Raw genomic sequence first — 25309 nt, 5'->3', positions numbered from 1 at the left:
CCGTGAGGCCGCGCCGGGGACTGGACTGAGGAGAGGGAGGTCGTGAGGAACGAGCGACCTCCCTCGACGAGGGAAGGAGCCGGATAAGAGCGGCCTCACCGCGACGCGTTAGCGTCGCATCAGTACTGAAAGTCGCCGGCCGCCACCCGGAGGGTCCTGAACAGGTCGAACATCTCCTCCAGCTTCGCCTCTTCGTACATCGGCATGGCGAAGTCGGCCTCCATCAGGTCGGCCGTCGCCCGGCCGACGGTCTCGCGGCCCTCATCGGTGATCTCGGCGAGCACGCCCCGGCCGTCACGGGGATTGGGCAGGCGCCGCACCAGACCGGCACGTTCCAGACGGCTCACGGTGTTGGTCACACTCGTGGGGTGGACCATGAGACGCTCACCGATCTTGGAGAGCGGCAGCGCCCCCGTCCTGCTGAAGGTGAGCAGCACCAGCGCCTCGTACCGGGCGAAGGTCAAGTCATGCGGTTTGAGCAGCGTGTCCAGTTGCGACAGCAGGATCTGGTGCGCTCTCATGATCGATGTGACGGCGGCCATGGCCGAGGAGGGCCCGAAGTGAACGCGCCACGTTTCCGCGGCACGTTCGATGGGGTCAAACGGGAGATTCAGCTGACCTGTAACCACAGGGCTACGGTAGCGCGGCCTCATCCCGATTCGCCCGTATACGTAGAGTCACCGCACTGATGGCTTCACCAAGAACCCGGACGCCAAACGTCACGCTCCGTTATGGTTCCCACATCGAATGGTGAGGCCGTGGCCAAGTGGCCACGATGACTCAGTCCGGCCTGCGGGGGACGCGAGCCGGACCGGTGCCGAGGGGACCGGCATCCGCACATTCACGGCACGGGGGGTGCTTCATGAACGACAACTCAACGGCGTTCGAACGCCGGACAGATTTTGACCACACCGACGCGGCGTGGGCTCTCACCACGCCCACCGGTGCGTGAGCACAGGGGCGTTTCACGCGAGGAACTCCAGCAGAGCGGGTTGATGGCCGTCGCCATCCTGCTCGTGCTCGGGGTGGTCGCGGCGTGGAGCGTCCTGATTCCCGGTGTCAGCGCGTGGGAGAACATCGTCGTCGCGGTGATCGGCTCGCTCCGGCTCACCGGCCCGGTGGCGGCCGCGTTCGCCGCCTGGGTGGCGGTGCGCAGACGGCGCGGAACGCGCGGGGGGGCGATGACCCCGTGGCAGGCGGTACGGGCACCACTCGCGATCCTGGTGGTGGCGGGAGGCGCGTTCACCGCCACCGTCATGGTCCTCGCGGTCAGAACCATGATCACAGAGCAGGCCGGTCGGCTGCTGCCCAGCGGCCTGGTGATGGGGGCGGCCGGGCTCGCGCTGTACGTCGTCATCGGCTGGGTGATCGGCTGGCTGATGCCCTGGACGATCACACCGGCCCTCGCCGGGCTCGGCTGCTACAGCCTGTTCACCTGGCTGTGCCAGGGGCCTGCCTGGGGTGACCGGCTCGCCCCCGCCACGCGGGAGCCGTACGACCCGTTCCAGGGGTTGAACGCGGCGGCGTTCACCGATCAGACGCTCTGGCTGGTGGGGATCAGCTCGGCGCTGCTGCTCGGCTGGGCCGCGGTCGTGACGCGCCAGGCCCTGGTGCTGGCCGCGGCGCTGATCGCGGTGCTCGCCGCCGGGACCGGCATGGCCAGGCTGTTCACCGAGCCGCAGCCGGTCTCCGCCCAGCAGGTCGTCTACAGCTGCCAGGAATGGCCGATCATGGTGTGCGTGCACCCGGGCATGCGCGCCGGTCTCCCCGAGCTGGGCTCGGAGTTCATCAAGATCGCGTCTCGGCTGGCGGGGACGCCCGGGGAGTTCTCCCGGGTGGAACAGCATCCCAGGCGCGACAGCCCTCCCGCCTCCGCGGGCGTGATCGCGATCCACGTCGACGACCTGGCGGCCGGTTTCGCGGAGAAGGCCGCCGACGAGTTCGTCGACGGCCTGGCCGCCCGGTGCGGCTCCGGCCCCGCGTCGGGTTACCGCGACATCGTCACCGCGTGGCTGCGTGGCGAGCCGCTTCCCGGCGGGCCGCTCCCCGAGCACCGGTACGCCGCGGCCTGGTTCTCCGGCCTCACGGACGTCCAGCGGCGCGACTGGCTCCGCCTCCACTACGCCGACTTCACCGACTGCCGGCTACAAAGCACTCACTTCGGGGGCCAGGCCGGACAGACCTCCCAGACAGGGCAGAGCGGGCAGGGCGCGGGGGGCGCCTCGACCGGCCCCGAACCGCGGCCGGGCACCGTCCACCAGGCACCCGGCGTTCCCCCCGCCCCCGGAGTGATCACCCCGACCGGCCCCTGGCGAGCCCCCTTCGCGGAACGGGGCGCGTTCCCCTCTCCCCGGGGGTAGGAAGATCGGCATAGGCTCCGCGTGAGAAGGTCACCGTGCGGGGAAGGAAAGCGCCGTGAAAGCCTCCCAAGAAGCTCCGCCCGCGGCGCCCCCTGCGGCGCGCCGCGGGCGTTTCTGGCGTTTTCTCGCCGGGCTGCTCGTCGTCGTGATCCTTCTCGTCGTCGGCGCCCGCCTCGCCTGGTCGTGGCTGAACCCGTTCGGTGAGGAGACGATCGACCGCAGTCAGCCCGTGCTGCTGGAGTCCATCCACAACCTCAGCCGCTTCGAGGCCGCCACCGGCAACTTCCAGGTCGTGGTGGACCTGGAGAAGGACGCGGCCTTCCTGCCCGACGCGATCAAGGGCAGCAGGACCCTCTTCGTCGGCGCCGGCGGTGTCGACGCCTACGTCGACTTCGGCGGCATCGCCGGCAACGCCCTCACGGTCTCCCCCGACCGCACCGAGGTCACGATGAAGCTGCCCCGCGCCCAGCTGGAGAAGCCGAACATCGACAACAAGCGCTCGTACGTCTACGCCCAGCAGCGCGGCCTCTTCGACCGGGTCGAGGATCTGCTGTCCTCCTCCCCCGCCGACCAGCGGGAGCTCTACATGCTCGCCGAGAAGAAGATCGCCGAGGCCGCCCAGGCCAGCGACCTGCGCAACCGGGCCGACCAGAACACCAAGATCATGCTTGAGGGCCTGCTGAAGGGCCTCGGCTTCGAGAAGGTCACCGTCAAGTTCGCCGACGAGACCTGAGCCCCGGAGCCGTGATCTCGATCCCCTGGATCGGGCATGTGCCACGGCCGCCGGATCACGGGGTCCGAAGTCCGGGCCGCGGTCCCGCGCGTCTCGGTGACCGGTTCGGTGCCCGAGGCGCGCGGGCCTCGCTCAGCCCGTGGCGGCCAGGAGCTCGTCCGCCGCGGTGTAGGGGTCGAGCTCTGAGTCCAGGACGCGGGTGGCGAGGGCGTCGAGGCGCCGGTCGCCGTGCAGGTGGGCGAAGCGGGAGCGCAGGGTGGTGAGGGCGATCGCCTCGATCTCGTCCCTCGCCCTGGCGTGGCGGCGCCGGACGAGCTCGCCCGACGCCTCCAGATAGGCCAGGTGGTCGCCGAGGGCGTCGACCACCTCCTCGCCTCCCTCACCTCTGGAGGCCACGGTCGGTACGATCGGCGGCCTCCAGGGCCGCTCGACCAGGGCGATCATGTTGCGGAGCTCGCGGACGGTGGCCTGGGTGCCCTCGCGGTCGGCCTTGTTCACCACGAACACGTCGGCGATCTCCAGGATGCCCGCCTTCGCCGCCTGGATGCCGTCGCCCATCCCCGGGGCGAGCAACACGACGGTGGTGTCGGCGAGCGAGGCGATGTCGACCTCCGCCTGCCCGACCCCGACGGTCTCGACGAGGATGACCTCGCAACCGGCCGCCTCCAGGACGCGCAGCGCCTGGGGCGTGGCCCACGACAGCCCTCCCAGGTGGCCCCGGCTCGCCATCGACCTGATGAACACGTCCGGGTCGGTGGCGTGGTCCTGCATCCTGACCCGGTCGCCCAGCAGCGCCCCGCCGGTGAACGGTGAGGACGGGTCGACGGCGAGCACACCGACCCGCATGCCCCGCTTACGGAACGCGTGGACCAGCATCCCGGTCGAGGTGGACTTGCCGACGCCGGGAGAGCCGGTGAGCCCGATGATCCGTGCCCGGTGCGGCCGGTCGGCGCAGAGCAACTCGGTGATCTCCCGCAGCCTCGGGGAGCCGTTCTCGACCATGGAGATCAGCCGGGCCACGGCCCGCGGCCTTCCCTGCCTCGCCATCGCGACCAGGTCGGAGACCTCCGCGATCATGCCGAGGGTACGCGGATGATCAGGGCGTCGCCCTGCCCGCCGCCACCGCAGAGGCCCGCCGCCCCGAGGCCGCCGCCCCTGCGCCTGAGCTCGTGGGCGAGGGTGAGGACGATGCGTGCGCCGGAGGCGCCGATCGGGTGGCCGACGGCGATGCCGCCGCCGTTGACGTTGATCCTGTCGAGGGGAACGCCGAGTTCCCTGGCCGACTGGAGGACGACCTGCGCGAAGGCCTCGTTGATCTCCAGCAGGTCGAGGTCTCCGACCTCCAGGCCCTGCTTCGCGAGAGCGTGCCTGATCGCGTTGGCCGGCTGGGACTGGAGCGAGTTGTCGGGTCCGGCGACGTTGCCGTGGGCGCCGATCTCGGCCAGCCAGTCGAGGCCGAGCTCCTCGGCCTTGGCCTTGGACATCACGACCACCGCGCAGGCGCCGTCGGAGATCTGCGAGGCCGATCCGGCGGTGATCGTGCCGTCCTTGGTGAACGCGGGCCGCAGCCGCGACAGGGCCTCGACGGTGGTGTCCCCGCGTACCCCCTCGTCGGCGGAGAAGACCACCGGCTCGCCCTTGCGCTGCGGGATGGACACCGGCACGATCTCGTCGTCGAGCGTCCCGTTCTTGATCGCGGCGGCGGCGAGCCCGTGGGAGCGCGCGGAGTATTCGTCCTGCTCCTCGCGGGTCAGGCCGAGGCGCGCGTTGTGCCGCTCGGTGGACTCGCCCATGGCCACCTGGTCGTAGGCGTCGGTGAGGCCGTCGTAGGCCATCGAGTCGACGATGTCCGCGGAGCCGTACTTGACGCCCCTGCGCAGGCCGGGCAACAGATGCGGGGCGTTCGACATGGACTCCATGCCGCCCGCGACCACGATGTCGAACTCGCCGGCGCGAATGAGCTGGTCGGCCAGGGCGATGGCGTCCAGGCCCGAGAGACAGACCTTGTTGATCGTCAGGGACGGCACGGTCATCGGGATGCCCGCCTTGACGGCGGCCTGGCGGGAGGGGACCTGACCGGCACCCGCCTGGAGCACCTGCCCCATGATCACGTACTGCACGGCGTCGGGGGCGACGCCGGAACGCTCCAGCGCGGCCTTGATGGCGATGCCGCCGAGTTCGGCGGCCGACAGGCCGGACAGCGAACCGAGCAGCCGTCCGACGGGGGTACGAGCTCCGGCGACGATGACGGAACCAGACATAAGTGGGGCCTCCCTGACGGGACTTGGAGCGACTTTGCCACCATACCCATGAGTACTTCGGCGAGCCCATGGAGGATGGACCCATGTTCATGCGCATCGATCATGTAGGAATCGCCTGCCACGACCTTGAGGAGAAGATCGCTTTTTTCGAGCAGACCTTCGAGCTCACGGTGGTGGCCCGCGAGGTGAACATCGAGCAGGGAGTGAAGGAGGCGATGCTGCGCATCGCCGACGGCGAAGGCGGTGGATCTTATATCCAGCTTCTCGAACCGCTCGGCCCCGACACGCCGGTCGGCAAATTTCTCGCGAAGCGCGGGGAAGGTGTTCATCATGTCGCCTTCGGCGTCCCGGACGTCGTGCAGGCGATGGACAAGATCGGCGGCAAGGGGGTCCGGCTGCTCGACGAGCGACCGCGCCACGGCTCCATGGACTCTTCCATCGCCTTTCTTCACCCCAAAGACGTCGGGGGAATGCTCACCGAACTCGTACAGGCCCCGGAAAGGCAAGCCAAGGCCACACCGAATGCAAGAAACGCTGATACGTAACAAGTCGCGCATAAAGTCGGACGAGACCGCCAACTCGGCAACGGCGGAGTACGCTGGCGTACCACCGGACGTGGATCCCGCCCCGGCTCCCGCTTCGGATGCCTGAAACCCCCGTCCGGCCCGTGTAGCCGTCTCGACAACCCAGGATCGAGCCTCCATGCAGTCCGACATCGATGCCCAGCTCAACAATTTCTTTGAAGACGCCCCCGCTCGGGAATTCGACGTGGTGCTTCGTGGCTATGACCGGCACCAGGTCCACGACCATCTGAAGCAGATCGACGGCGAGCTCCGGCAGTCCCGGGAACAGGTCCAGGGCCTGCAGCGGGAGCTGTCCGACTCACAGCGTCAGCTCCAGGAGCAGGAGCGGCCGACCTACTCCGGGCTCGGCGCCCGGATCGAGCAGCTCCTCCGCCTGGCGGAGGAGCAGGCGACCGAGCTGGTCCAGGCCGCGAGGTCCGAGGCGAACGAGATCAAGGCGGCGTCCAAGGTCGAGGCCGCCGACCTGCGCGCCGCCGCGGAGAACGAGGCGGCCGAGAAGCGCGCCCTCGCCACCCGCGAGGCCGACGAGATGCGCACCAGCGCGGAGCGCGAGGCTGAGGAGATCCGCTCGACCGCCCGCCGCGAGGCCGACGAGCTGACCGCCACCACCGAGCGCGAGGTCTCCAAGCTGCGCGCCACCGCCGACCACGAGGTGGCGGAGAAGCGCGCCGACTCCGAGCGCGAGATCGCCAAGCTGCGCACCACCACCGAGCGCGAGGTGGCCCAGCTGCGCGCCTCGACCAAGCGCGAGCGCGACGAGGTCCTCACCACCGCCAAGCGCCAGGCCGACGAGATGCGCGCCCAGGCCCAGAGGGTGCTTGAGGAGTCCGAGGCGAAGCGGGCACAGGACGAGGCGGAGTTCGAGATCCAGCTCGCCGCCCGTCGCGAGGAGGCCGAGCGCCAGGAGGCCGAGCGCCACGCCAACGCGCAGGCCGCGGCCCAGCAGCTGACCGCCACCGCCGAGCAGCGCGCGGCCACCGCCGAGCAGCGCGCCACCAAGGCCACGCAGCAGGCCGAGCAGACCCGTCGCGAGGCCGACACGCACGCCAAGCAGCTGCTGGCCAACGCGCGCAAGAACGCCGACCAGGTCGTCTCCGAGGCCAAGGCGAGCGCCGAGTCCATCGTCTCCGAGGCCAAGGCGGAGTCCGAGCGCAGCCGCTCGGTCGCCCAGCGCCAGGTCGACGAGCTGACCCGCCAGCGCGACAGCATCACCAGCCACCTCGCGCAGCTGCGCCAGCTGCTCGGTGGCGCACCGCTCCCGGCCGCCGACCCGGAGCCCGCGATCGCCGCGGCACCGCCGAAGCCGGCCATCCCCGCCGCCAACGGCGCCGAGAAGCCAGTTCCCGCGCCCGCGAGGACCGAGACGAAGGACGACGACGCGGAGTGGTGGCAGGAATAGGCGGCCGCTGACTCCGGGGCGTTCGCGACGGCTACGGCGAGAGCCTGGCGACCTTCACGGTCGCCAGGCTCTCTTCCTGTCTCGCTCTCCTTCTCACCGCCCGGATCACGCGGGCATTCCGGCAGGCCCGGAGGGCAAGACCTCGTGGTGCCCCGACGTCGGCGAACGGGACTCACCGGCGATACGGCCACGAGGACCCCGTCGGAGGTCCGTCCGAACCGGCGGGGCTCCTACGATCCGGGAACCTCGGTGGGCAGGGGGTGGGCCGCCGGATTCACCCGCAGGACGATCTGGTCGAGGACGATGCGCACGTACGGCTCGCCGACCCACAGGTGCTTGGCGTCGTCCACCCCGACGACCTCGGCCTGGGGCACCCTGGCGAAGCGTTCACGAGCCTGCTCGGGGCGCAGGTAGTCGTCGAACTCCGGGATCAGCGCGGTCAGCGGGCGCCCGAACTCCGCCCACGCGTCGAGGTCGGCGTCGGTGGCCCGGTGCAGCGGCGGGGAGAGCAGGATCGCCCCCTCCACCAGCGGGTCGTGCCCCCACTTGAGCGCCAGTTCGGTGCCGAAGGACCAGCCGAGCAGCCAGACCCGGGGCAGGTCGTGGAAGTCGGCGTACTCCAGGGCCGCGGCGACGTCCATGCGCTCGTCCTCGCCGGCGCCGAAGGCTCCCTGGGAGGTGCCCCGCTCCGAGGTGGTGCCGCGCGTGTTGAAACGCAGCACGGCCAGGTCGGCGAGGGCGGGCAGCCGGTTGGCGGCCTTCTTGTAGACGTGGCTGTCCATCATGCCGCCATGGGTGGGCAGCGGATGCAGGCAGACCAGCGTGGCCACCGGGGGACGGTCGGCGGGAAGGGCGAGCTCACCGACGAGTGTCAGACCGTCGCCGGTGTGCAGCTCGATCGGCTCCCTGCGCGCGGGCAGCACCGTAGAGGCCCGAATCTCCATGTCTCTCCTCGAATTCGCCCTACCGGTCCGCGTCGGCGCCGGTCGTAGCCGATGGTGGTCAGTCGTGGCCGGTCGTTGTCAGTGGTGGCCGGTCCGCGTCGGCGCCGGTCAGTATCTGCTCCTGCCGGGTCCGCGCCTGACCCGGTTGCGCCAGCACGCGGTGTGCCAGTGCCTGCGCTCGTCCTCCCCGCCCTGCCAGGCGGGCCAGCTGACCAGGTGCGGCAGTCCTGGCCTGATCTCCTGGTCGCATCCGGGGCAACGGTAGACCTTGTCCGCCGTGCCACCGGTGACCCGGCGCACCTGCCAGTCACCGTCGGGCCACTCCTCGGTACGGTCGACGCCGGGCACGGAGCCCCCGACGGGACGGGCGAGGCCCCGCTTGCCGCCCCGGTCGAAGGGGTCGGCGCGGCGGGCCTTGCGGGGGCTCACGAGCCCGTCGCGCCGAGGCCGGCCGTCACGGTCCTTTCGACCGCCTGCGCCGCCCGACAAGTGCTCGTCATCGCTCTCCCACCCCGCCCACCGGGTCGCCCACCTGGCGAACCGCCACTCCGGCGTCACAACAGTCTCCCAGAGAGGTACCGGCTACCCCAAAAGCCGGGCAGGTAGCCAAAGAGCGGACAGAAAGTACTTGAACCAGAGTTGAGTAACAAGTACCGTTTGAGCGCATGAGCAGTGGAGGAGTCGTGAAGGATGAGCTGACACGGGCGGAGCGGTGAGCGAGCCCCACGTCCCGGGCGGCGCGAAGGAGGCGGGGCACACGAGCCCGGCGGGCGACGGCGCGGGCAGGGCGACGCGCGGCACGGGCTCACACCTCCGGCACGGCCTCGACGACGTCATCCACGCGCCCGTCCGGTTGTCGATCATGGCCGCCCTCTCGGTCACCGACAAGGCCGAGTTCCGCTTCCTGCGCGACACGATCGAGGTCAGCGACTCGTTGCTCTCCAAGCACGTCATCACCCTGGAGGAGGCCGGCTACGTGAAGGTGGAGAAGGCCTTCGTGGGTAAGCGCCCACGCACCTGGCTCGCCATCACCGATGAGGGCCGCCAGGCGTTTCATGACTACGTCTCCGTGTTGAGACGTCTCACCGAGGGATCCCCCTAATGATCGAGATAGACGACCTGCACAAACGGTACGGCGACAAGACCGCCCTGGACGGCGTGACGTTCTCCGTGAAACCCGGCGAGATGTTTGGCTTCGTCGGAGCCAACGGGGCGGGCAAGACCACCACGATGCGCATCCTGATGGGCGTGCTGACCGCCGACTCGGGCTCCGTGCGCCGCGACGGCAAGGCGCTGACGTTCGACGATCGGCGCCGGTTCGGCTACATGCCGGAGGAGCGCGGTCTGTACCAGAAGATGAAGGTCGCCGAGCAGGTCGAATACTTCGGCAGGCTCAGCGGCCTGACCGCGAGCGGGGCGAAGAAGGCCACCGGCGACCTGCTCGAACGTCTCTCGCTCACCGAGCGCGCGAACGACGCGGTGGACGCGCTCTCCCTGGGCAACCAGCAGCGCGTGCAGCTCGCGGTGGCGCTGGTGCACGATCCCGAGGCGCTCGTCCTCGACGAGCCCTTCTCCGGGCTCGACCCGCTCGCCGTCGACTCGCTCGCCGAGGTGCTCGCCGAGCGGCGCGCCGCGGGCGTTCCCGTGCTCTTCTCCAGTCACCAGCTGGACCTCGTCGAACGGCTCTGCGACTCGGTCGGCATCATCTCCTCCGGTCGCATGGTGGCGAGCGGAACGGTCGAGGAGCTGCGCGACCGTGAGGGACGCGGCCTGCTCAGGGTGGTCGTCAGGGACGCCTCTCCCGGCTGGGCCACGTCCCTGCCGGGAGAGGTCGTCGAGAAGGGCGACGAGGTCCTCGTCGCGGGCGTCGACGGCGACGACCAGGAGATCCTGCGCCTCGCGGTCAAGGCCGGAAGGGTCGAGCACTTCGGGTGGCAGCGCCCCACACTCACCGAGATCTTCAGGGAGGCCGTCGCGTGAACGGGTTGTGGCTGGTCGCGCGGCGGGAGATCGTCACGCGCGGCCGTACGAAGGCGTTCGTCATCGGGCTCGTGGTCAGCGCCGTGCTGGTCGCGGCACTGGCGTTCCTGCCCAGGCTCTTCTCCGGGCCCGACTCCTACACCGTGGGGCTCGCCGGGGCGCAGTCGCAGGCGCTGCGGCCGGCCCTGACCGGCGCGGCCAAGGACGTGGAGCTCACCGTCAGGGAGTTCTCCGACGAGGCCGCCGCGAGCGCCGCGGTCACCGCGGGCGACGTCGACGCCGCCGTGGTGGACGGCCGCAAGGTGCTCGCCGACGGCGAGGTGGACCGCGACCTCGGTCTGCTGCTGGAGAGCGCGAACCAGGCCGCCCAGACCGAGAGGCGGCTGGGCGAGGCGGGCCTGGACCCGGCCAAGGTGGCGGAGGCGATGCGGGTCGCCCCTCTGGAGCAGGTCTCCATCGGAGCCGACACCCGCTACGCGGGCGTGCGGGTGGGCGTCGCGTCCCTGCTGGTCATGGTGCTGTTCTTCCTGCTCATCTACTCCTCCATGTACGTCGCCATGGGCGTGGTCGAGGAGAAGGGCAGCCGGATCGTGGAGATCCTGCTCACCTCGGTCCGTCCCTGGCAGCTGCTCGGCGGCAAGATCGTGGGGCTGGGCGCGCTCGCGCTCGCCAACATGGTCGTGATCATCGTGGCCGGTCTCGGCGCGGCGGCGGCGACCGGTCTCGCGGCCGACCTGCCCCCGGGGATGACGGGCATCGTGGTCAGCGCGCTGTTCTGGTTCGTCCTCGGATACGCCTTCTTCGCCGCGATGGCGGCGGCGCTCGGGTCTCTGGTGTCCAGGCAGGAGGACGCGAACAGCGTCCTCACCCCGATGACGATGCTCATGATGGTCACCTACCTGGTGGCCTACTTCGCGGCGGTCCAGCCGAGCAGCCCGGTGGCCAGGATCCTCTCGCTGGTGCCGCCGTTCTCCTCGATGGTCATGCCGGTCCGGATGGCCGGAGGCGAGGTGTCCGCCTGGGAGATCGCCCTGGCGGCGGTCCTGATGCTCCTCGCGACGGTGGGCACCCTCATGCTCGGCGCCCGCATCTACAGCCGCGCGGTCCTGCGCACGGGCGCCCGCGTCAAGCTCTCCGAGGCGGTGCGCTGACCCCTCGGTGTGACTCCCCGATCTCGTACGACTCTCGTACGACCGGGGAGTCACGCCCCAACCGCCAACGGACCGCCGCCGGGGCCGACGGGCGTCCGTGTGGATCACGGGGACCGAGGTCCCTTCGTGCCGATAGGGTTCGGTCATGCGTCTGGTCATAGCTCGGTGCAGCGTGGATTACGTCGGGAAACTCACCGCCCATCTTCCGATGGCACCCCGGCTCATCCTCATCAAGGCCGACAGCAGCGTCTCGATCCATGCCGACGACCGGGCCTTCAAGCCGCTGAACTGGATGAACCCGCCGTGCAAGCTCCGCGAGGAGGAGGGCACCTGGACGGTGACCCACGGCAAGACCGGCGAGAAGCTCGTCCTCACCATGGAGGAGATCATCCACGACACCAGCCACGAGCTGGGCGTGGACCCGGGCCTGATCAAGGACGGGGTCGAGGCCCACCTGCAGGAGCTGCTCGCCGAGCACATCACCACCCTGGGCGCGGGCTGGACGCTCGTCCGCCGCGAATACATGACGGCCATCGGCCCCGTCGACATTCTCTGCCGCGACAACACGGGCGCGTCCGTCGCCGTGGAGCTCAAGCGACGCGCGGGCATCGACGCCGTGGAACAGCTCACCCGCTATCTGGAGCTGATGAACCGCGACCCCCTGCTCGCCCCGGTCTCCGGAATCCTCGCCGCCCAGAGCATCGCGCCCCAGGCCAAGACCCTGGCCGAGGACCGCGGTATCCGCTGCGTCACCCTCGACTACGACGAGCTGCGCGGCATCGAGCGCGAGGACACCCTGTTCTGACAACCTGAGTGCCGCCGGGGCCCGCAGGAGACGTACGAAACGGAATCCGGCCCCCGTTACGGCGCGCCGAGTTCCTCGTCCGGCGCTCCGCCCGGGAACGCCGACCACTTTTCGGGTGCGAGGACCAGGGCGAGGTCGTTCGGATCCTCGCTGTCGCGCACGGCGATGACACCGGGCGGGTTTCCGCGCCATCTCGACGCAGGCGCCACCCTGGCCATTACCGCGCGCTCTCGCGCCACTCGGCACCCGACGGGGTCACCGGTCGATCATTGATCGACATTTCCGCCTCCCTTCTCCCACGCTCGCCACTCAAGCTCGGCCACCTTTTCGGATAGGCGTTATTGAAGTTTCGATGAGCAATACGGCTGCCCGCAAACGGCCGAATATCAGCGGATATCCTGCGCATTCTGAATCGCTCTTCAAACACGGGATGCCGGTGGCGCGCTCGATGTGAACCACATCCGGATCATCCGTCCTGAAACCGAGCGCATGAAACGACCGTCCATCGCGGCATGCCGCCGATCGAGAGAAAAATGACGAGCCCCGTGTCCTCCGTTCGGTGGACACGGGGCTCCATCGAACGTCGGTACCGCGAGAACCGCGTGGACGCGACGCTTGGGACATGGACACAGCGGTAAGAGTGAGAGGTCTGACCAAGCGCTACGGCGACGTTCAGGCCGTCGGAGGGGTCGATCTCGACATCCGCGCGGGTGAGGTGTTCGCGATCCTCGGCCCGAACGGGGCGGGGAAGTCCACCATGGTGGAGATCATGGAAGGGCACCGCTCCAGGGACGCCGGGGAGGTGAGCGTCCTGGGGGTCGATCCCGGCAGGCCCACCCGCGCGTGGCGCTCGCGGATCGGCATCGTGCTGCAGACGGCCAACGACGTGGCCGAGGCGACCGTGCGGGAGACCGTGCGGCATTTTGCAAACTACTACCCCGGTGCCAAGGACCCGGACGAGGTGATCGAGCAGGTCGGGCTTACCGAGAAGGCCGACCAGCGCATCCGGAAGCTCTCGGGCGGGCAGCGGCGCCGGGTCGACGTCGCGCTGGGGGTGATCGGCGACCCGGAGCTGCTCTTCCTGGACGAGCCGACCACCGGGTTCGACCCGGAGGCGCGCAGGCGGTTCTGGGAGCTGATCGAGAGCCTGGCCCGCGACGGCACCACGATCGTGCTGACGACCCACTACCTGGACGAGGCCGAAGCGCTCGCCAACCGGGTGGCGGTGGTCGCCGGGGGACGGATCGTGGCCGAGGGCGAGCCGAAGACGCTGGGCGGCAGGGCCACCGCCAAGGCCCTGGTGAGCTGGTCCGACGCGGGTGAGCGTCACTTTCTGGAGACGGACACGCCGACCAGGACCGTGCTGGAGCTGACCCGCCGCTTCGACGGAGAGGTCCCCGAACTGGCCGTGACCCGTCCCAGCCTGGAGGACGTCTACCTCCGCCTCATCGAGCCCTCCGCCTGATCGCCTCCCGTACGAGTGTCAACCGATCCCCCGAGGTGACCAACCAGATGAGCCAGACCCTTGCCCGACCTTCCGCCCCGGCCTCGTCCGCCGGGCAACCTTCCGTGATGCGACTGGGGCTGTCACGGACGGTCGTCGAGAACAGGATGTTCTTCCGCGAACGGGACGCGGTGATCTTCACCTTCGCCTTCCCGATCATCATGCTGGTGCTCTTCGGCTCGATCTTCTCCAGCGAGATGGAGGGGATCGGCCTCACCGTCTCCCAGCTGTATGTGGCCGGGCTCATCGGGACCGCCGCGATGACGGGATTCCAGAACCTCGGGATCAACATCGCGATGGACCGCGACGACGGCACGCTCAAACGGCTGGCGGGCACCCCGCTGCCGCGCACCTCCTACTTCGTGGGCAAGGCCCTCAACACCCTGTTCGTCTCCTTCCTGCAGGTCGTCATCCTGCTCGCGATCGGGGTCGCGCTGTTCGGCCTGGAGCTGCCGTCGGAGGCGTTCCGGTGGGTGACCTTCACCTGGGTGTTCGTCCTCGGCGTGCTCGGCTCGTCCCTGCTCGGTGTCGCGATCAGCAGCCTGCCCCGGTCGGCCAAGAGCGCCGGCGCGGTGGTTGCGATGCCGTTCGTGGTGCTGCAGTTCATCTCCGGGGTGTTCATCCCCATCGGGCAGCTGCCGTCCTGGCTGGTGAACATCGCCTCGCTCTTCCCGCTCAAATGGATGTGCCAGGGCTTCCGGTCGGTCTTCCTGGGGGACGCCGGTGCCACACTTGAAGTCGCGAACTCGTACGAACTCGACCGGGTCGCTTTGGTCCTGGGAGCCTGGGCGGTCGGAGGACTGGTGCTGTGCCTGATGACGTTCCGCTGGAAGAGCCGCCGAGACGGGTGAGTCTCGCCGACCACACCGAGTCCCCCGCCCGAAGGGCCGATCCCCACGCGTGGGAGTCGCTGCGCGGCTGGGAGTTGCTTCTGACCCTCGGGCTCCTCCTGACCATCTGGACCGCGCTCACCGTCGACGTGCCCGTGCGCGAGAAGGTGATCGTGGCGAGCTGCCTGGGCGCGATCCTGCCGCTCTATGTCCTGCTGGGCCGTCCGGCGATCATCCGCGGCGACCGGCTGCGGGGGGCGATCTACATCGGTCTGCTGGTCGCGCTGTTCACTCCCCCGGGACTCACCGCGTCGTACGCGACATTCGCCCTGTTCGGGCTCTGCCCGCAGTGTTTCATGGTCTTCCCCGCCAGGCGGGCGATGATCGCCGTGACCGCGCTGAATCTCCCCCCGATGATCCGCTACCTGTTCCTGGTCGAGGAGGCGGAGCCGTTCAACTTCCTGGTGGTCGCCACGATCGTCGTCTTCTTCTCCGCCACGTTCGGCATCTGGATGGAGCGAATCACCCGGCAGAGCGAGGAGCGGGCCGCGCTCATCGAGGAGCTGGAGAGCAGCCGGGCGAAGGTGTCCAGGCTCTCGGCCGAGCGCGGGGCGCAGGCGGAACGCGAACGGCTCGCCGGGGAGATCCACGACACCCTGGCGCAGGGGTTCACCAGCATCATCATGCTGCTCCAGGCGGCCGAGGCACAGCCCGACCCGTCCCGCCACCTGGCGCTGGCCATGCGGACGGCACGGGAGAACCTCACCGAGGCCCGCCTGCTGGTCACCACGCTGAGCCCGGCGCCGCTGGACGGCTCGACCCTGGACGAGGCACTGCGGCGGCTGACGAACCGCTTCGGCGAGGAGACGAGCCTGTCCGTCGGGTTCGAGGTGTACGGAGGGTCCCGGCCGCTGAGCGCTTCGGCCGAGGTGGTGCTCGTCCGCGCCGCCCAGGAAGGGCTGGCCAACGTGCGCAAGCACGCGGACGCGGAATCCGTCGCGGTCTCGATCGCCTACCGCGACGGCTCCGTACGGCTGGAGCTACGCGACGACGGACGCGGTTTCGAGCCGTCCGGCGGCGAGGGGTACGGCCTGCGGGGCATGCGCGCCCGCGTCGAGCAGGTCGGCGGGACCCTCACCGTGAGGGGACTCCCCGGCGAGGGGACGGTGCTCGAGGTGGTCGTCCCCACCGACCGGCCCGCGCTCACCGCCGACGACTCCCCGGAACGGCCCGCTCTCCCCGTCGGCCGAACCGGCCGAAGCGACGGCACCGGCCGTCCCGGCCAGGAGGGGTGACACATGCTTCGCGTGATGATCGTCGACGATCACCCGGTGGTCCGCGAGGGCCTTCGGGGGATGCTGGAGGCCGACCCCGGGATCACGGTGGTGGGCGAGGCGGCCTCCGGGGATGAGGCCGTCGTACGGGCAGGGGAGCTCACCCCGGATGTGATCCTGATGGACCTGCGTATGCCGGACGGGGACGGGGTGAGCGCCACCTCGCGCATCCTCACCGGGCGACCGGAGAGCCGGGTGATCGTGCTGACCACCTACGAGACCGACGCCGACATCGTCCGGGCGGTCGAGGCCGGCGCGGCGGGCTATCTGCTGAAGGACACCTCCAGGGCCGACCTGCTCGCCGCGATCCGCTCGGCGGCGCGCGGGGAGACCGTCCTGTCGCCGTCGGTGGCGACCAGGCTGGTCACCCGGATGCGGGCTCCGGTGACCGAGTCGCTGTCGCCGCGCGAGACGGAGGTGCTCTCCCTGGTGGCCAGGGGGCTGACCAACGCGGAGATCGGCAGGGCCCTGTTCATCGGCGAGACCACGGTCAAGACCCATCTGCTACGTGTCTTCGGTAAGCTCGGCGTCTCCGGCCGCACCGCCGCCGTGACCACGGCTCTGGACCGGGGCCTGCTCACTCGCTAGACGGTCCCCATCGGAGCCGGCGCCATCCCGGCCGCTCTTGTGAGGTGGGCTTCGCTCTTGAGGCCGAGCGGCCTTCGAACAGAACGGCGCCCCGAGGTTCGCGACCCGGAGCCGGAGTTTCCCGCGCCGCCCGCGACGAACCCCACCATTCCGCCACAGCCGAAAACACCTTGACCGACTACTCAGACATGTCACCTTCTTACACGGATAATGCAAGAAATAACATAGTGACTCTTCCACAAAAAGGATCTTGCACCCATAATGGTTGATTCCGGGGGCCAGAGCCATGAGGTGGAAGTGATAAAGCGAGTATCTGTCAACCTCGCACTGATCTGTGGGAGCTTGACATGAATGGACGGTCCTACCGGGGAATGTCAGCGGAGGAGCGACTTGAGGAGCGCCGGGAGCGTTTGATCTCCGCGGCGTACACCCTCTTCTCCGAACCCGGATTCCCCGAAACGACGATCGAGAGGTTGTGTGCCGAGGCACGTATCTCCAACCGCGCATTCTACGAGTGCTTCTCAGGACGCGAGGAGCTGATGCAGACCGTGTACAACCGATGCGTGCACGAGACGCTGGAGTCGATGTCGAAAGCGATCGAGCAGGCCCCCGACACCCTGGCCGACCGGGTCCGGACGGGAATCACCAGCTACATCGGCTTCGTCACCGAAGACAGGCGTCGCGCGCAGATCATGCATCTGGAGGTCCGCCGGGCGGGCGACTGCCTCCTCACCTCCAGGCAGTCGGCCGTCGCGGCCCTCACCAGAACGATCGAGTCGAACGTCGCCGACCTGCCGGAGGCGACGAAGGCCAACCAACACCTCCTCGCGCTGGGGATGATCGGGGCGATCCAGGAACTGCTCATCGAGTGGGTCCTGGCCGACGACCCACCTCCGGTCGCCAGGCTCATCGACACCGCCACGCACATCTTCCAAAGGGCCTTCGTGACCTGATCGCGGCGTAAGACGAGGGCGGGCCCGCCGTGCCCGTCCTCCGACATCGTGCTCCGGTGCCGCCGGCTCCCCGAACTCCGGCGACCTTCCGGATCAGGCCACCGCGGCCACGGGAAGCTCGACGGTGAGGACCCGGTTGAGCCGGGTCACCGCCAGCACCCGCATGATCCGGGGCGGCACCCTCCGCAGGATGAGACGGCGTTCCGCGCTCACAGCGCGGCGATGCGTGCCCACCAGCACCCCAAGACCGGTGGCGTCGATCATTTCCAACCCGGAAAGATCTACGATCAGGTCGCCCCGCCCCGAGTCGACCGCCTCGTGCAGTCGCGGGCGCACCTGGGCCACGGTTCCCACGTCGAGACGACTCCCGACGCCGACCACCTGGGCCCGGGGGTTACCAGAGACGCGCATGCCTCCTCCTCACGCCCGGCCGCCACGGAGAAACCGGCCCGGCACCACGGCGACGCGTCACCTGCCGACCGGTCACGCGTCGCGTTCATCCGATGTCACCGCGCAGAAGAAGGTCGTCACCGCCTGCAAGAAGGCGCGAATCTCCCTCGTCCCTGACGTCGATCTTCCGGCGAACACGGGAGTCCCTTGCCCGATTCGAAGGAGAAAACGCGTTTAAAGCCAACCTTTTTGCTGAGCGGCCCGGATCGCGGTGATCCGATTGGTCGCCCCCAGCTTGGTGATGGCGCTGGACAGGTAGTTGCGTACGGTGCCCTGGGTGAGGTGGAGCGCGGCGGCGATCTCGGCGACCGAGGCGCCCTGCGCGGCCAGCTCCAAAGAGCCGCGCTCGCGCTCGGTGAGAGGGCTCTCCCCCGCCATCATCGCCGAGGCGGCCATCTCCGGGTCGAGATAGCGCCCACCCGCGTGGACCTTGCGGATCGCCGTCGCCAGCTCGTCGGCGGAGGCGTCCTTGGGGACGAAGCCGCGCACCCCTGCCGCGAGCGCCCGCCGCAGGTATCCGGGCCGCCCGAAGCTGGTCAGCATCAGCACCGCGTGGCCCCGCAGCGTCTCGGCGACGCTCAGCCCGTCCATCCCCGGCATCTCGATGTCCAGCACGACCACATCGGGCCGGTGCTCCAGCACTGCCGCCGCCACCAGGTCTCCCCTCGCCACCTCGGCCACCACCTCGATGTCCGGCTCCAGGCCGAGCAGAGTGGCGATCGCCTTCCTGACCAGGTGCTCGTCGTCGGCGAGCAGTATCCGGATCACCATGCCTCCTCGGCCCGACAGTCCGGCACGGCGAGACGCCCCACCTCGACCCGACCACTCACCCCACCGGGACGCCCCACCTCGACCGGACGGCCCGGCACGGCGAGACGGTACGAGACGGCGGGACAGCCAGGCACGGCGGCCATCGTCTGGATCATCGTTCTCCCTCCAGCGGGATCGTCGCCCGCAGCCTGAACGTCCCGGGACCGCCCGGGCCCGCCGTGACGGTCCCGCCGACGGCGGCGACCCGCTCCGACAGCCCGAGGAGGCCGGTACCGCCCCGGCCGTCCGCCCTGTCCTCGTTCACCCCGTCGTTGGTCATCTCCAGCACGGCATCTCCCTCGCGGAGGGTGATCGTGATACGGCACCGAGTGGCCGAGCTGTGCCGCAGCACATTGGTGGTGCCCTCCCTCACCACCCAGGCCAGCAGGGTGGCCGTCCCCTCGGGCACCTGTTCGCGCGGCGTCTCCAGGGTGCAGCGGATGTCGCCCGCCTCCAGCACCGCGGTCATCGCGCGCAGCTCGGCGGTGAGGTCGACCGTCCGGTAACCGCGCACCGCCGCGCGGATCTCCTTGAGCGTCTGCCGCGCGAGGGTCCTCACCTCGTCCATCTCCCTGGCCGCCCGCCCGGCGTCCACCCCCGACAGCTTGGAGGCCACCTCGCTCTTGACGGCGATCGCGGAGAGGCTGTGCCCGACCAGATCGTGCAGGTCGCGGGAGAAGCGCAGCCGCTCCTCGGTGACGGCGAGCCTGGCCCGCGCCTCCTTGCCCTCCTCCGCGGCCCTGAACAGCTGCCAGAACCAGAGCTGGAACCGGTTCGACCACGGCGCCGCCGCGGCCACCCCGAGGTAGGCGCCGAGGCCGGGCAGGTGACTCTCCGCGTTCGGTGCCGCGAACACCTCGGCGAATCCGTCTCCCGGCCACACGAGAAACAGTCCGGCGGCGGCCGCCGCGACGGTGACGGCGATCGTGGCGGACCTGCCGAGCAGCAGCGCGGCGCCCGACACCCACGCCGGGCCGAGCAGCCCCCAGGACCAGGGACCGCCGTCCTGGGTCAGCATGAGGACCACCGCGACCACGGCCGAGGCGATGATCTCGCCTCGCGCGCCGGTGCCGTCCACGGCCGCTTTGATGACCCTCAGATACAGGAAACTGAAGATCACCAGGCCCGGCACCCCGACGGTCAGCAGCGAGAGCCTGATTTCCTCACCCTCGTCCGCCAGCTCGGCGAGAGGGCTGATCCAGGCGAGGACGAGGCCCAGGGTGAGGGAGAAGATGGTCATCCGGCGGAGCCGCTGGACGGACGAGCGCCGCCTTCTCGCGGAAAGCGCGGAAGGGACGGCGGGGGCACGGTGTGTGGAGAACGCGAAGGGGACGAGGCGTGCGAGGCGCCTCGTCCCTTGTCTCGCGAAGTCGGCCGGCATTTCGTTATGCACGTTAGCCGTGCCGGGGTTCCCAGCGAAACAGCCATCGTGCCAGCGGCCCGGCCACCGCGATCCAGGCCAGCAGGTTCGCGAAGGAGGGCAGCGCGGCCACCCACTGCCCGCCCATGCTCAGCGCCTCACCGCCCCCGGAGATGTGGTCACCGCCCAGGAAGGCGGTGCGCGCGATCTCCACGATCGGGGTCGCGGGAAGCAGGCCGGCGATATGGCCCAGCGCGCCGGGCAGCGTGTCCGCGGGGAACGCGATCGGGGCGCCGACCAGCACGAGCAGGAGCACCGGCAGCACCGTGACCTGGGCGAGCTCGGCGTTCGGCGTGAGGCCGGAGAAGGCGGCGGCGAGCAGGCAGAACAGCGCGACCCCCAGGACGGCGACGGTCACGAGCATCGGCACGTTCGCCACCGTGACCCCCTCGGCCCGCCGCATCCAGACGGCCAGAAGCGCTACCTGGGCGAGATAGAGCACGAGCGCCCCGAGGGCGCCGCCGCCGAGGATCGCCGGCCCCGACGGCTGGCTCGCGCGCAGCCGCTTGAGCACCAGTTCCTCGCGCCGGGCGGTGAAGGAGTTCACCAGGTTGACGAAGACCGCGAACACCAGCAGCACCCCCGGCAGCCCGGCCAGGACGAAAAGCCTTCCGTCCACGCCGCCGATCTTCTCGGCGCCGACCGCCTGGGTGTACAGCCAGGCCATCAGCAGCGGCAGCAGGAGCACGTTGAACAGGACCGTGGTGTTCCTGCTCACCAGGGTGAGATCGATCCTCGCGAGCCTGATCGCGTGCAGCACGTCGGTTCTCATGGTCACTCGCCCCTTCTCGCCGGTCCCGCCGCCACCGGCCCGCCGTCGGCCCGCCGATCCGTACCGTCATCTCCGGCATCCCCGGCCGGCGACGCCTCCCCTGCCACCCGCAGGAAGACGTCCTCCAGGGTTCCCCGACGTACGGCCAGCCGTTCCAGGGTCTCGCCCCGCGCGTCGGCCCAGTCCAGCAGCAGCCGGACCGCCGCGTGCGCGCGGGCCTCCGCCCGCGCGCCGGTCAGGGTGTAGGCGACCCCCGTATCGCCCGTGTCGCCGCCGTAGGTCAGTACGGGGGATACGCCGTCCAGCGGGGGCAGTTCGCCGAAGGTCCAGGAGATGCCGGGAAGGCGGAAGGAGATCCGGTCGCCGGAGCCGGCCACCACCTCCTCGACGGTGCCCTGGAGGTGGATCCGGCCCTCGTGCATGATGGCCAGCCGGTTGGCGAGGCGCTCGGCCTCCTCCAGGTAGTGGGTGGTGAGCAGCACCGTGGTGCCCCCCGCCCGCAGGTCCTCGATCACCTTCCAGGTGGCGCGACGCGCCTCGGGGTCCATGCCGGTGGTCGGCTCGTCCAGGAAGAGCACCTCCGGCCGGGAGATCACCGCCAGTGCGAGGTCAAGCCTGCGCCGCTGGCCGCCGGAGAGCTGCCGGACCCTGGTCCTCGCCTTCCTGGCCAGCCCGGCCGCCTCCAGCGCGTCCATGGTCCCCGGATCCGTGCCCCTGCGCCGGCCGGGAAGGGAGAACGTCCTCGCAGAGGCGGCGGTGCGGCCCGTGTCGCGGCTCAGTCCCTCCCACAGGCCGACGGTCTCCGCGACCGTGAGGTCACCGAGGAAGCCGCCCTCCTGCAGCATGATCCCCACACGGGGCCGCAGCGTCCGGCGCTGCCTGACCGGGTCGAGCCCGAGCACCCGGACGCTGCCGTCGGTGGGAGCCCTGAAACCCTCCAGGACCTCCACGGTGGTGGTCTTGCCCGCACCGTTCGTGCCGAGCAGGGCGAACAACTCGCCCCTCGGGACGTCGAAGGAGACGCCGCGCACCGCCTCGAAGTCGCCGTACGCCTGCCGGAGCCCGCCGACCTCGATCACACTGTCGAGGCCCGGCGGGTCCGTCACCTGTGGTGTTCTCATGACGACAATCGTCGTCGTCCGGCATTTGACCAGGTAGTCGTGGATATCACCGGAAAACGGTGATCTTTACGGTGTTCCGGGTGACAAATGTCAACTACTGGCGGGGTGGCAGCGCGGGACGCCGCCGGGAGGGCCGGGTGGAGCGATCGGGCGGGGTCGCCGCCGGACGCTCCTCCAGCGCGGCCAGCGCGAGCCGTACCGCCTCCTCGATCTGCGGGTCCCTGTCCTGCGCCCAGTCGTCGGGGGTGATGTCGACCTCGACGTCGGGATCGACACCGTAGTTCTCCACACCCCAGCCCAGCTCCTCGAACCAGAAGGAGTACTTGGGCACGGTGATGCGCGAGCCGTCGACCAGGCGGTGGTCGTCCTCGATGCCGATGACGCCTCCCCAGGTGCGGGTGCCCACCACCGGCCCGAGCTTGTGGATCTTGAAGGCCGCGGTGACGATGTCGCCGTCGGATCCGGCGTTCTGGTTGGTGATCGCGACGAGCGGGCCGCGCGGCGCGTCCTCGGGATAGGTGATCGGGGTCATGCCCCTGGGCAGGTCCCAGGCGATGACCCGGCGGATCAGCTTCTCGATGACCAGCTCGGAGGTGTGGCCGCCTCGGTTCCCCCGTACGTCCACCACGAGCCCTTCGAAGGTCATCTCCCTGCGCAGGTCTCGGTGGAACTGCGCCCAGCCCTCGGCCACCATGTCCGGAATGTGCAGGTAGCCGAGGCGTCCGCCGCCGAGCTCCCTGACCCGTGCCCGGCACCCGGCCACCCAGTGCTGGTAGCGCAGGCGCCGGTCGTCGCGGAGCGGTGTGACGACCACCCGCCGCCCGCCGCCCAGGGTCAGCTCGACCGGCTTGTCGGCGGCGCCGACCAGCAGCCGCGCGGGTCCCTCCGACGGCACCGGGCGCCCGTCGACCGCGAGCAGCGCCTCTCCCGGCTGGACCCCCGCCCCTGGACCGGCGAGCGGCGAACGGGCGTGCACGTCGGAGGACTCCGCGGGCAGCACCCGGTCCACCTGCCAGCGGCCGTCGTCGCCCCTGGAGAGGTCGGCGCCGAGCAGCCCGACCGGTTCGGAGGCCGGGTAGCCCCAGGGAGCGGCGTCGACGTAGGCGTGCGAGCTGCCCAGCTCCCCCAGGACCTCCCAGAGCAGGTCGGCGAAGTCGTCGGCGGTGGCGACCCGGTCCACCAGCGGCCGGTACTCCTCCAGCACGTTCTCCCAGTCGACGTCGGCCATGTCCTCGACCCAGAAGTCGGCGCGCATCCTGCGGCCCGCCTGGGCGTAGGCGTGCCGCCGCAGTATGCGCGGGTCGGCGGTGATCCGGATCCTGGACAGGTCGACGGTCGCGTCGTCACCGTTCTTGCCGCCCTGCTTGCCCCCGACGGGACGGACCGTGAGCGTACCCTTGTCACTGACGACGAGCTGCGTGCCGTCACCGCTCACCCGGTACCAGTCGAGCTTGTCGACCACTTCCTTCCACTCGCGCTTGACCAGGTCGTAGCGGTCCAGCGCCGGGCGGGGCGCCTCGCCGCCCACCTCGTCCCTGTCCTCGCCGAGTTCCCCCGCCAGCGGCTCCCTCAGCCAGACGAACCCGCCCTTGACCGCGCACAGGTCCGAGTAGCGGCCCTCTGGCACCGGAACCTGCACGACCCTGGCGGCGATGCCCTCCAGATCCACCGTGAGCGCGCCGTCCCTCTTGCCGTCGTCATCAGAGCCGGAACCCGAGTCCGAGTCGGGGTCGGCCGCCCTTCCCGCGGCGCTGGGCGCGAACGGGGACGGCGTGGACGCGGACAGCGGCACCAGGTAGGGCCGGTAGCCGAAAGGGAAGGACATGTCGAAGGAGTGCGCGTCGTAGACCGGGTCGAAGCCGCGTCGCGACAAGAACGCCAGATAGTCCCCCGCGAAAGCGGGTGAGATGTCCACGAACCGGCCGTCGGTGACATCGGTGACGACCCGGTCCGCCACCCTCGCCAGCCTGATCCTGCGCAGCTGGGGGCCGTCGGGGTGCGACCAGGCCAGCCAGGCCGAGTCGGGTGACCAGGTCGGGCCGTGGATCTCCCCTTCGGCGCTGGCCAGCTCCACGGCCTCGCCGGAGGCCACGTCGACCAGGAGCAGCCGTCCGTTCCTGGCGGTCACCGCGATCGTGTTCCCGTCGGGCGCGACGGCGAGGTCGCCGACCTCGCCCAGCGTCCCCACGGCGATCCTGCGACTCTCCCCGCCCCCCGCCGGGACGATCTCCAGCCCCTGCGTCTCTCCGTCGTCGAAGACCCACACCACGCGGTCGTCGCCGAGCATGCGGGGCCGTCCCGCCGACAGGCCGTCGCTGAGCTGCCGCGCCGGGCCGTCCCTGTGCGTCACCCAGTGCACCGTTCCCTGGACCTCCACCGCGCTGGCGCGCCCGGTCGCGTCCACGGCCAGGTCGTGCAACCGCCTGCCCGCGTTGACCTGGTACGGCTGCCGCCCGCGCAGCGGGGAGCCGAGGGTGACGTCGAGTTTGCGGGTCTCGGCGTCGAGGTCGTCCAGAAGGTAGAGGTCTCCGGCGTTCTGGTAGACGATCCGGGTCCCGTCGGTGGTGGCGTGCCGGGCGTAGAAGACCTCGTGGTCGGTGTGGCGGCGCAGGCCGCCGCCGTCCAGGTCGCAGGAGTAGAGGTTGCCGATGCCCTCGTGGTCGGAGAGGAAGACGAGCCGCCCCCCGACGAGCATCGGGCTCGCGAGGTGGCCGTTCAGGTCGGCCAGGATCCGGGTGAAGTCACCGTCGCCGCGCCGCACCCACAGGCGCCCCGCGGTGCCGCCCCGGTAGCGCTTCCAGACCGCGGGGTCGCGGGGAAGCCCTCCGGCGAGCAGCGCCACTGTGTCCCCTGCGGTGCCCCCCGCCATCGACAGGTCGTTGACCGGGCCGTACGGCAGCCGCTCGACGCGTCCCTCACCGAGCGCGTAGGCCCAGGTCTGCGAAGTGAACGGCTGGCCGGTCGCGCTGATCGCGAGGACCTCGCCGTCCGGCGTCCAGCCGCGCGTCCGCGTCCGCGCGTCTCCCCAGTAGGTCAGCCGCTCCGCGGAGCCGGACTCCAGATCCGCCAGGTAGACCTCGGGAGCGCCGTCGCGGACACCGGTCCAGGCGACCCTGGTGCCGCCTGGCGAGAGACGAGGGTGGCTCGCGGGGGCCCGGTCCAAGGAGAGACGCCACGCACGGCCGCCGTCCGCCGGGGCCGCCCACACGTCGTCGTCGGCGACGAAGGTGAGCGTCTCGTGGGAGATGTGGGGGAATCGCAGGTAGAAACCAGAAACCATCGACAAATCATATGGTCCTCTATCAGGTTA

The 25309-nt window shown here is 70.2% G+C and carries 26 protein-coding genes; 13 read left to right on the top strand and 13 right to left on the bottom strand.

Annotated elements, in window-relative coordinates:
* Positions 1–119: 119 nt before the first annotated feature.
* Positions 120–653: a MarR family transcriptional regulator gene (locus ACIBH4_RS18975; protein WP_362504734.1), complete on the bottom strand. Its 534-nt coding sequence runs from the start codon at positions 651–653 to the stop codon at positions 120–122.
* A 291-nt stretch (positions 654–944) separates the two neighbouring features.
* On the opposite strand from ACIBH4_RS18975, the gene ACIBH4_RS18970 reads away from it, so the two are divergent.
* Together ACIBH4_RS18970 and ACIBH4_RS18965 are read left to right on the top strand one after the other, a co-directional pair.
* Positions 945–2360 carry a hypothetical protein gene (locus ACIBH4_RS18970; protein ID WP_362504731.1) on the top strand — a complete coding sequence of 472 codons (1416 nt, stop codon included), beginning with the start codon at positions 945–947 and terminating at the stop codon, positions 2358–2360.
* Between the two features lie 55 nt (positions 2361–2415).
* A complete protein-coding gene (locus ACIBH4_RS18965) occupies positions 2416–3093 on the top strand; it encodes a DUF4230 domain-containing protein (RefSeq protein WP_362504728.1) in 678 nt (225 codons plus the stop codon).
* A 132-nt stretch (positions 3094–3225) separates the two neighbouring features.
* Here ACIBH4_RS18965 and meaB read toward each other — a convergent pair whose 3' ends face one another.
* Complete coding sequence (meaB, locus tag ACIBH4_RS18960; RefSeq protein WP_362504726.1) at positions 3226–4170, bottom strand: methylmalonyl Co-A mutase-associated GTPase MeaB; 945 nt, start codon at positions 4168–4170, stop codon at positions 3226–3228.
* Positions 4167–5354, bottom strand: a complete 1188-nt coding sequence (locus ACIBH4_RS18955; protein WP_362767783.1) for an acetyl-CoA C-acetyltransferase — start codon at positions 5352–5354, stop codon at positions 4167–4169. Before ACIBH4_RS18955 ends, meaB begins: the two co-directional genes overlap by 4 nt.
* An 83-nt stretch (positions 5355–5437) precedes the next feature.
* On the opposite strand from ACIBH4_RS18955, the gene mce reads away from it, so the two are divergent.
* Positions 5438–5899 carry a methylmalonyl-CoA epimerase gene (gene mce, locus ACIBH4_RS18950; protein WP_362504720.1) on the top strand — a complete coding sequence of 154 codons (462 nt, stop codon included), beginning with the start codon at positions 5438–5440 and terminating at the stop codon, positions 5897–5899.
* 157 nt (positions 5900–6056) lie between these two features.
* The gene (locus ACIBH4_RS18945) at positions 6057–7337 is read left to right on the top strand and encodes a DivIVA domain-containing protein (RefSeq protein WP_362504717.1); all 1281 of its coding nucleotides are present in this window, start codon (positions 6057–6059) and stop codon (positions 7335–7337) included.
* Between the two features lie 230 nt (positions 7338–7567).
* Here ACIBH4_RS18945 and ACIBH4_RS18940 read toward each other — a convergent pair whose 3' ends face one another.
* Entirely contained in the window at positions 7568–8281 is a 714-nt protein-coding gene (locus ACIBH4_RS18940; protein ID WP_362504714.1) for an alpha/beta hydrolase, read from the bottom strand.
* A 108-nt stretch (positions 8282–8389) separates the two neighbouring features.
* On the bottom strand, positions 8390–8710 hold the full coding sequence (locus ACIBH4_RS18935; protein ID WP_362504711.1) for an ATP/GTP-binding protein: 321 nt from the start codon (positions 8708–8710) through the stop codon (positions 8390–8392).
* Between the two features lie 283 nt (positions 8711–8993).
* Between ACIBH4_RS18935 and ACIBH4_RS18930 the strand changes: the two genes are divergently transcribed.
* From ACIBH4_RS18930 to nucS, 4 genes are all read left to right on the top strand, one after another.
* Positions 8994–9383: a transcriptional regulator gene (locus ACIBH4_RS18930; RefSeq protein WP_362504708.1), complete on the top strand. Its 390-nt coding sequence runs from the start codon at positions 8994–8996 to the stop codon at positions 9381–9383.
* Positions 9383–10261, top strand: coding sequence for an ATP-binding cassette domain-containing protein (locus ACIBH4_RS18925; protein ID WP_362504706.1), 879 nt, complete (start codon positions 9383–9385; stop codon positions 10259–10261). Before ACIBH4_RS18930 ends, ACIBH4_RS18925 begins: the two co-directional genes overlap by 1 nt.
* Entirely contained in the window at positions 10258–11412 is a 1155-nt protein-coding gene (locus tag ACIBH4_RS18920; protein WP_362504703.1) for an ABC transporter permease, read from the top strand. Before ACIBH4_RS18925 ends, ACIBH4_RS18920 begins: the two co-directional genes overlap by 4 nt.
* A gap of 145 nt (positions 11413–11557) precedes the next feature.
* Positions 11558–12217 (top strand): endonuclease NucS, encoded by a 660-nt coding sequence (nucS, locus tag ACIBH4_RS18915; RefSeq protein ID WP_362504700.1) that lies wholly within the window; start codon positions 11558–11560, stop codon positions 12215–12217.
* Between the two features lie 56 nt (positions 12218–12273).
* Here the strand turns inward: nucS and ACIBH4_RS18910 are convergent, their stop codons facing one another.
* Positions 12274–12435 (bottom strand): DUF397 domain-containing protein, encoded by a 162-nt coding sequence (locus ACIBH4_RS18910; RefSeq protein WP_362505120.1) that lies wholly within the window; start codon positions 12433–12435, stop codon positions 12274–12276.
* Between the two features lie 404 nt (positions 12436–12839).
* On the opposite strand from ACIBH4_RS18910, the gene ACIBH4_RS18905 reads away from it, so the two are divergent.
* From ACIBH4_RS18905 to ACIBH4_RS18885, 5 genes are all read left to right on the top strand, one after another.
* Positions 12840–13682, top strand: coding sequence for an ABC transporter ATP-binding protein (locus ACIBH4_RS18905; protein WP_362504697.1), 843 nt, complete (start codon positions 12840–12842; stop codon positions 13680–13682).
* Between the two features lie 107 nt (positions 13683–13789).
* On the top strand, positions 13790–14572 hold the full coding sequence (locus tag ACIBH4_RS18900; RefSeq protein WP_362504694.1) for an ABC transporter permease: 783 nt from the start codon (positions 13790–13792) through the stop codon (positions 14570–14572).
* On the top strand, positions 14530–15846 hold the full coding sequence (locus tag ACIBH4_RS18895) for a sensor histidine kinase (RefSeq protein WP_362767786.1): 1317 nt from the start codon (positions 14530–14532) through the stop codon (positions 15844–15846). Before ACIBH4_RS18900 ends, ACIBH4_RS18895 begins: the two co-directional genes overlap by 43 nt.
* Before the next feature lie 3 nt (positions 15847–15849).
* On the top strand, positions 15850–16473 hold the full coding sequence (locus tag ACIBH4_RS18890) for a response regulator transcription factor (RefSeq protein ID WP_362767789.1): 624 nt from the start codon (positions 15850–15852) through the stop codon (positions 16471–16473).
* Positions 16474–16820: 347 nt separating this feature from the next.
* The gene (locus tag ACIBH4_RS18885) at positions 16821–17426 is read left to right on the top strand and encodes a TetR/AcrR family transcriptional regulator (protein WP_362504684.1); all 606 of its coding nucleotides are present in this window, start codon (positions 16821–16823) and stop codon (positions 17424–17426) included.
* A 93-nt stretch (positions 17427–17519) separates the two neighbouring features.
* On the opposite strand, the gene ACIBH4_RS18880 is transcribed toward ACIBH4_RS18885, so the two are convergent.
* From ACIBH4_RS18880 to ACIBH4_RS18850, 7 genes are all read right to left on the bottom strand, one after another.
* Entirely contained in the window at positions 17520–17837 is a 318-nt protein-coding gene (locus tag ACIBH4_RS18880; protein WP_362504681.1) for an STAS domain-containing protein, read from the bottom strand.
* 213 nt (positions 17838–18050) lie between these two features.
* Complete coding sequence (locus tag ACIBH4_RS18875; protein WP_362505117.1) at positions 18051–18644, bottom strand: response regulator transcription factor; 594 nt, start codon at positions 18642–18644, stop codon at positions 18051–18053.
* Positions 18641–18802, bottom strand: a complete 162-nt coding sequence (locus tag ACIBH4_RS18870; protein WP_362504678.1) for a hypothetical protein — start codon at positions 18800–18802, stop codon at positions 18641–18643. Before ACIBH4_RS18870 ends, ACIBH4_RS18875 begins: the two co-directional genes overlap by 4 nt.
* Positions 18799–19926, bottom strand: coding sequence for a histidine kinase (locus ACIBH4_RS18865; protein WP_362767792.1), 1128 nt, complete (start codon positions 19924–19926; stop codon positions 18799–18801). Before ACIBH4_RS18865 ends, ACIBH4_RS18870 begins: the two co-directional genes overlap by 4 nt.
* A 154-nt stretch (positions 19927–20080) precedes the next feature.
* Positions 20081–20878 carry an ABC transporter permease gene (locus ACIBH4_RS18860; protein ID WP_362505114.1) on the bottom strand — a complete coding sequence of 266 codons (798 nt, stop codon included), beginning with the start codon at positions 20876–20878 and terminating at the stop codon, positions 20081–20083.
* 2 nt (positions 20879–20880) lie between these two features.
* Positions 20881–21999, bottom strand: a complete 1119-nt coding sequence (locus ACIBH4_RS18855; RefSeq protein ID WP_362767795.1) for an ABC transporter ATP-binding protein — start codon at positions 21997–21999, stop codon at positions 20881–20883.
* Positions 22000–22093: 94 nt separating this feature from the next.
* Complete coding sequence (locus tag ACIBH4_RS18850; protein WP_362504670.1) at positions 22094–25279, bottom strand: S41 family peptidase; 3186 nt, start codon at positions 25277–25279, stop codon at positions 22094–22096.
* Positions 25280–25309: the final 30 nt, after the last annotated feature.

Source organism: Streptosporangium sp. NPDC050284, from assembly GCF_044459525.1.
Taxonomy (GTDB): Bacteria; Actinomycetota; Actinomycetes; order Streptosporangiales; family Streptosporangiaceae; genus Streptosporangium.
Note: the sequence above shows the minus strand (reverse complement) of the source record. Positions and strands in the feature narration are given on the sequence as shown.

Bases quoted from the DNA above. Each gene is read 5' to 3' on its own strand.
- ACIBH4_RS18940 (WP_362504714.1), bottom strand. From the start codon at position 8,281: ATGGAGATTCGGGCCTCTACGGTGCTGCCCGCGCGCAGGGAGCCGATC.
- ACIBH4_RS18890 (WP_362767789.1), top strand. From the start codon at position 15,850: ATGCTTCGCGTGATGATCGTCGACGATCACCCGGTGGTCCGCGAGGGC.
- ACIBH4_RS18855 (WP_362767795.1), bottom strand. From the start codon at position 21,999: ATGAGAACACCACAGGTGACGGACCCGCCGGGCCTCGACAGTGTGATC.
- ACIBH4_RS18870 (WP_362504678.1), bottom strand. From the start codon at position 18,802: ATGATCCAGACGATGGCCGCCGTGCCTGGCTGTCCCGCCGTCTCGTAC.
- meaB (WP_362504726.1), bottom strand. From the start codon at position 4,170: ATGATCGCGGAGGTCTCCGACCTGGTCGCGATGGCGAGGCAGGGAAGG.
- mce (WP_362504720.1), top strand. From the start codon at position 5,438: ATGTTCATGCGCATCGATCATGTAGGAATCGCCTGCCACGACCTTGAG.
- ACIBH4_RS18885 (WP_362504684.1), top strand. From the start codon at position 16,821: ATGAATGGACGGTCCTACCGGGGAATGTCAGCGGAGGAGCGACTTGAG.
- ACIBH4_RS18865 (WP_362767792.1), bottom strand. From the start codon at position 19,926: ATGACCATCTTCTCCCTCACCCTGGGCCTCGTCCTCGCCTGGATCAGC.
- ACIBH4_RS18860 (WP_362505114.1), bottom strand. From the start codon at position 20,878: ATGAGAACCGACGTGCTGCACGCGATCAGGCTCGCGAGGATCGATCTC.
- ACIBH4_RS18880 (WP_362504681.1), bottom strand. From the start codon at position 17,837: ATGCGCGTCTCTGGTAACCCCCGGGCCCAGGTGGTCGGCGTCGGGAGT.
- ACIBH4_RS18900 (WP_362504694.1), top strand. From the start codon at position 13,790: ATGCGACTGGGGCTGTCACGGACGGTCGTCGAGAACAGGATGTTCTTC.
- ACIBH4_RS18955 (WP_362767783.1), bottom strand. From the start codon at position 5,354: ATGTCTGGTTCCGTCATCGTCGCCGGAGCTCGTACCCCCGTCGGACGG.
- ACIBH4_RS18925 (WP_362504706.1), top strand. From the start codon at position 9,383: ATGATCGAGATAGACGACCTGCACAAACGGTACGGCGACAAGACCGCC.
- ACIBH4_RS18945 (WP_362504717.1), top strand. From the start codon at position 6,057: ATGCAGTCCGACATCGATGCCCAGCTCAACAATTTCTTTGAAGACGCC.
- ACIBH4_RS18850 (WP_362504670.1), bottom strand. From the start codon at position 25,279: ATGGTTTCTGGTTTCTACCTGCGATTCCCCCACATCTCCCACGAGACG.
- ACIBH4_RS18910 (WP_362505120.1), bottom strand. From the start codon at position 12,435: ATGGCCAGGGTGGCGCCTGCGTCGAGATGGCGCGGAAACCCGCCCGGT.
- nucS (WP_362504700.1), top strand. From the start codon at position 11,558: ATGCGTCTGGTCATAGCTCGGTGCAGCGTGGATTACGTCGGGAAACTC.
- ACIBH4_RS18905 (WP_362504697.1), top strand. From the start codon at position 12,840: ATGGACACAGCGGTAAGAGTGAGAGGTCTGACCAAGCGCTACGGCGAC.
- ACIBH4_RS18975 (WP_362504734.1), bottom strand. From the start codon at position 653: ATGAGGCCGCGCTACCGTAGCCCTGTGGTTACAGGTCAGCTGAATCTC.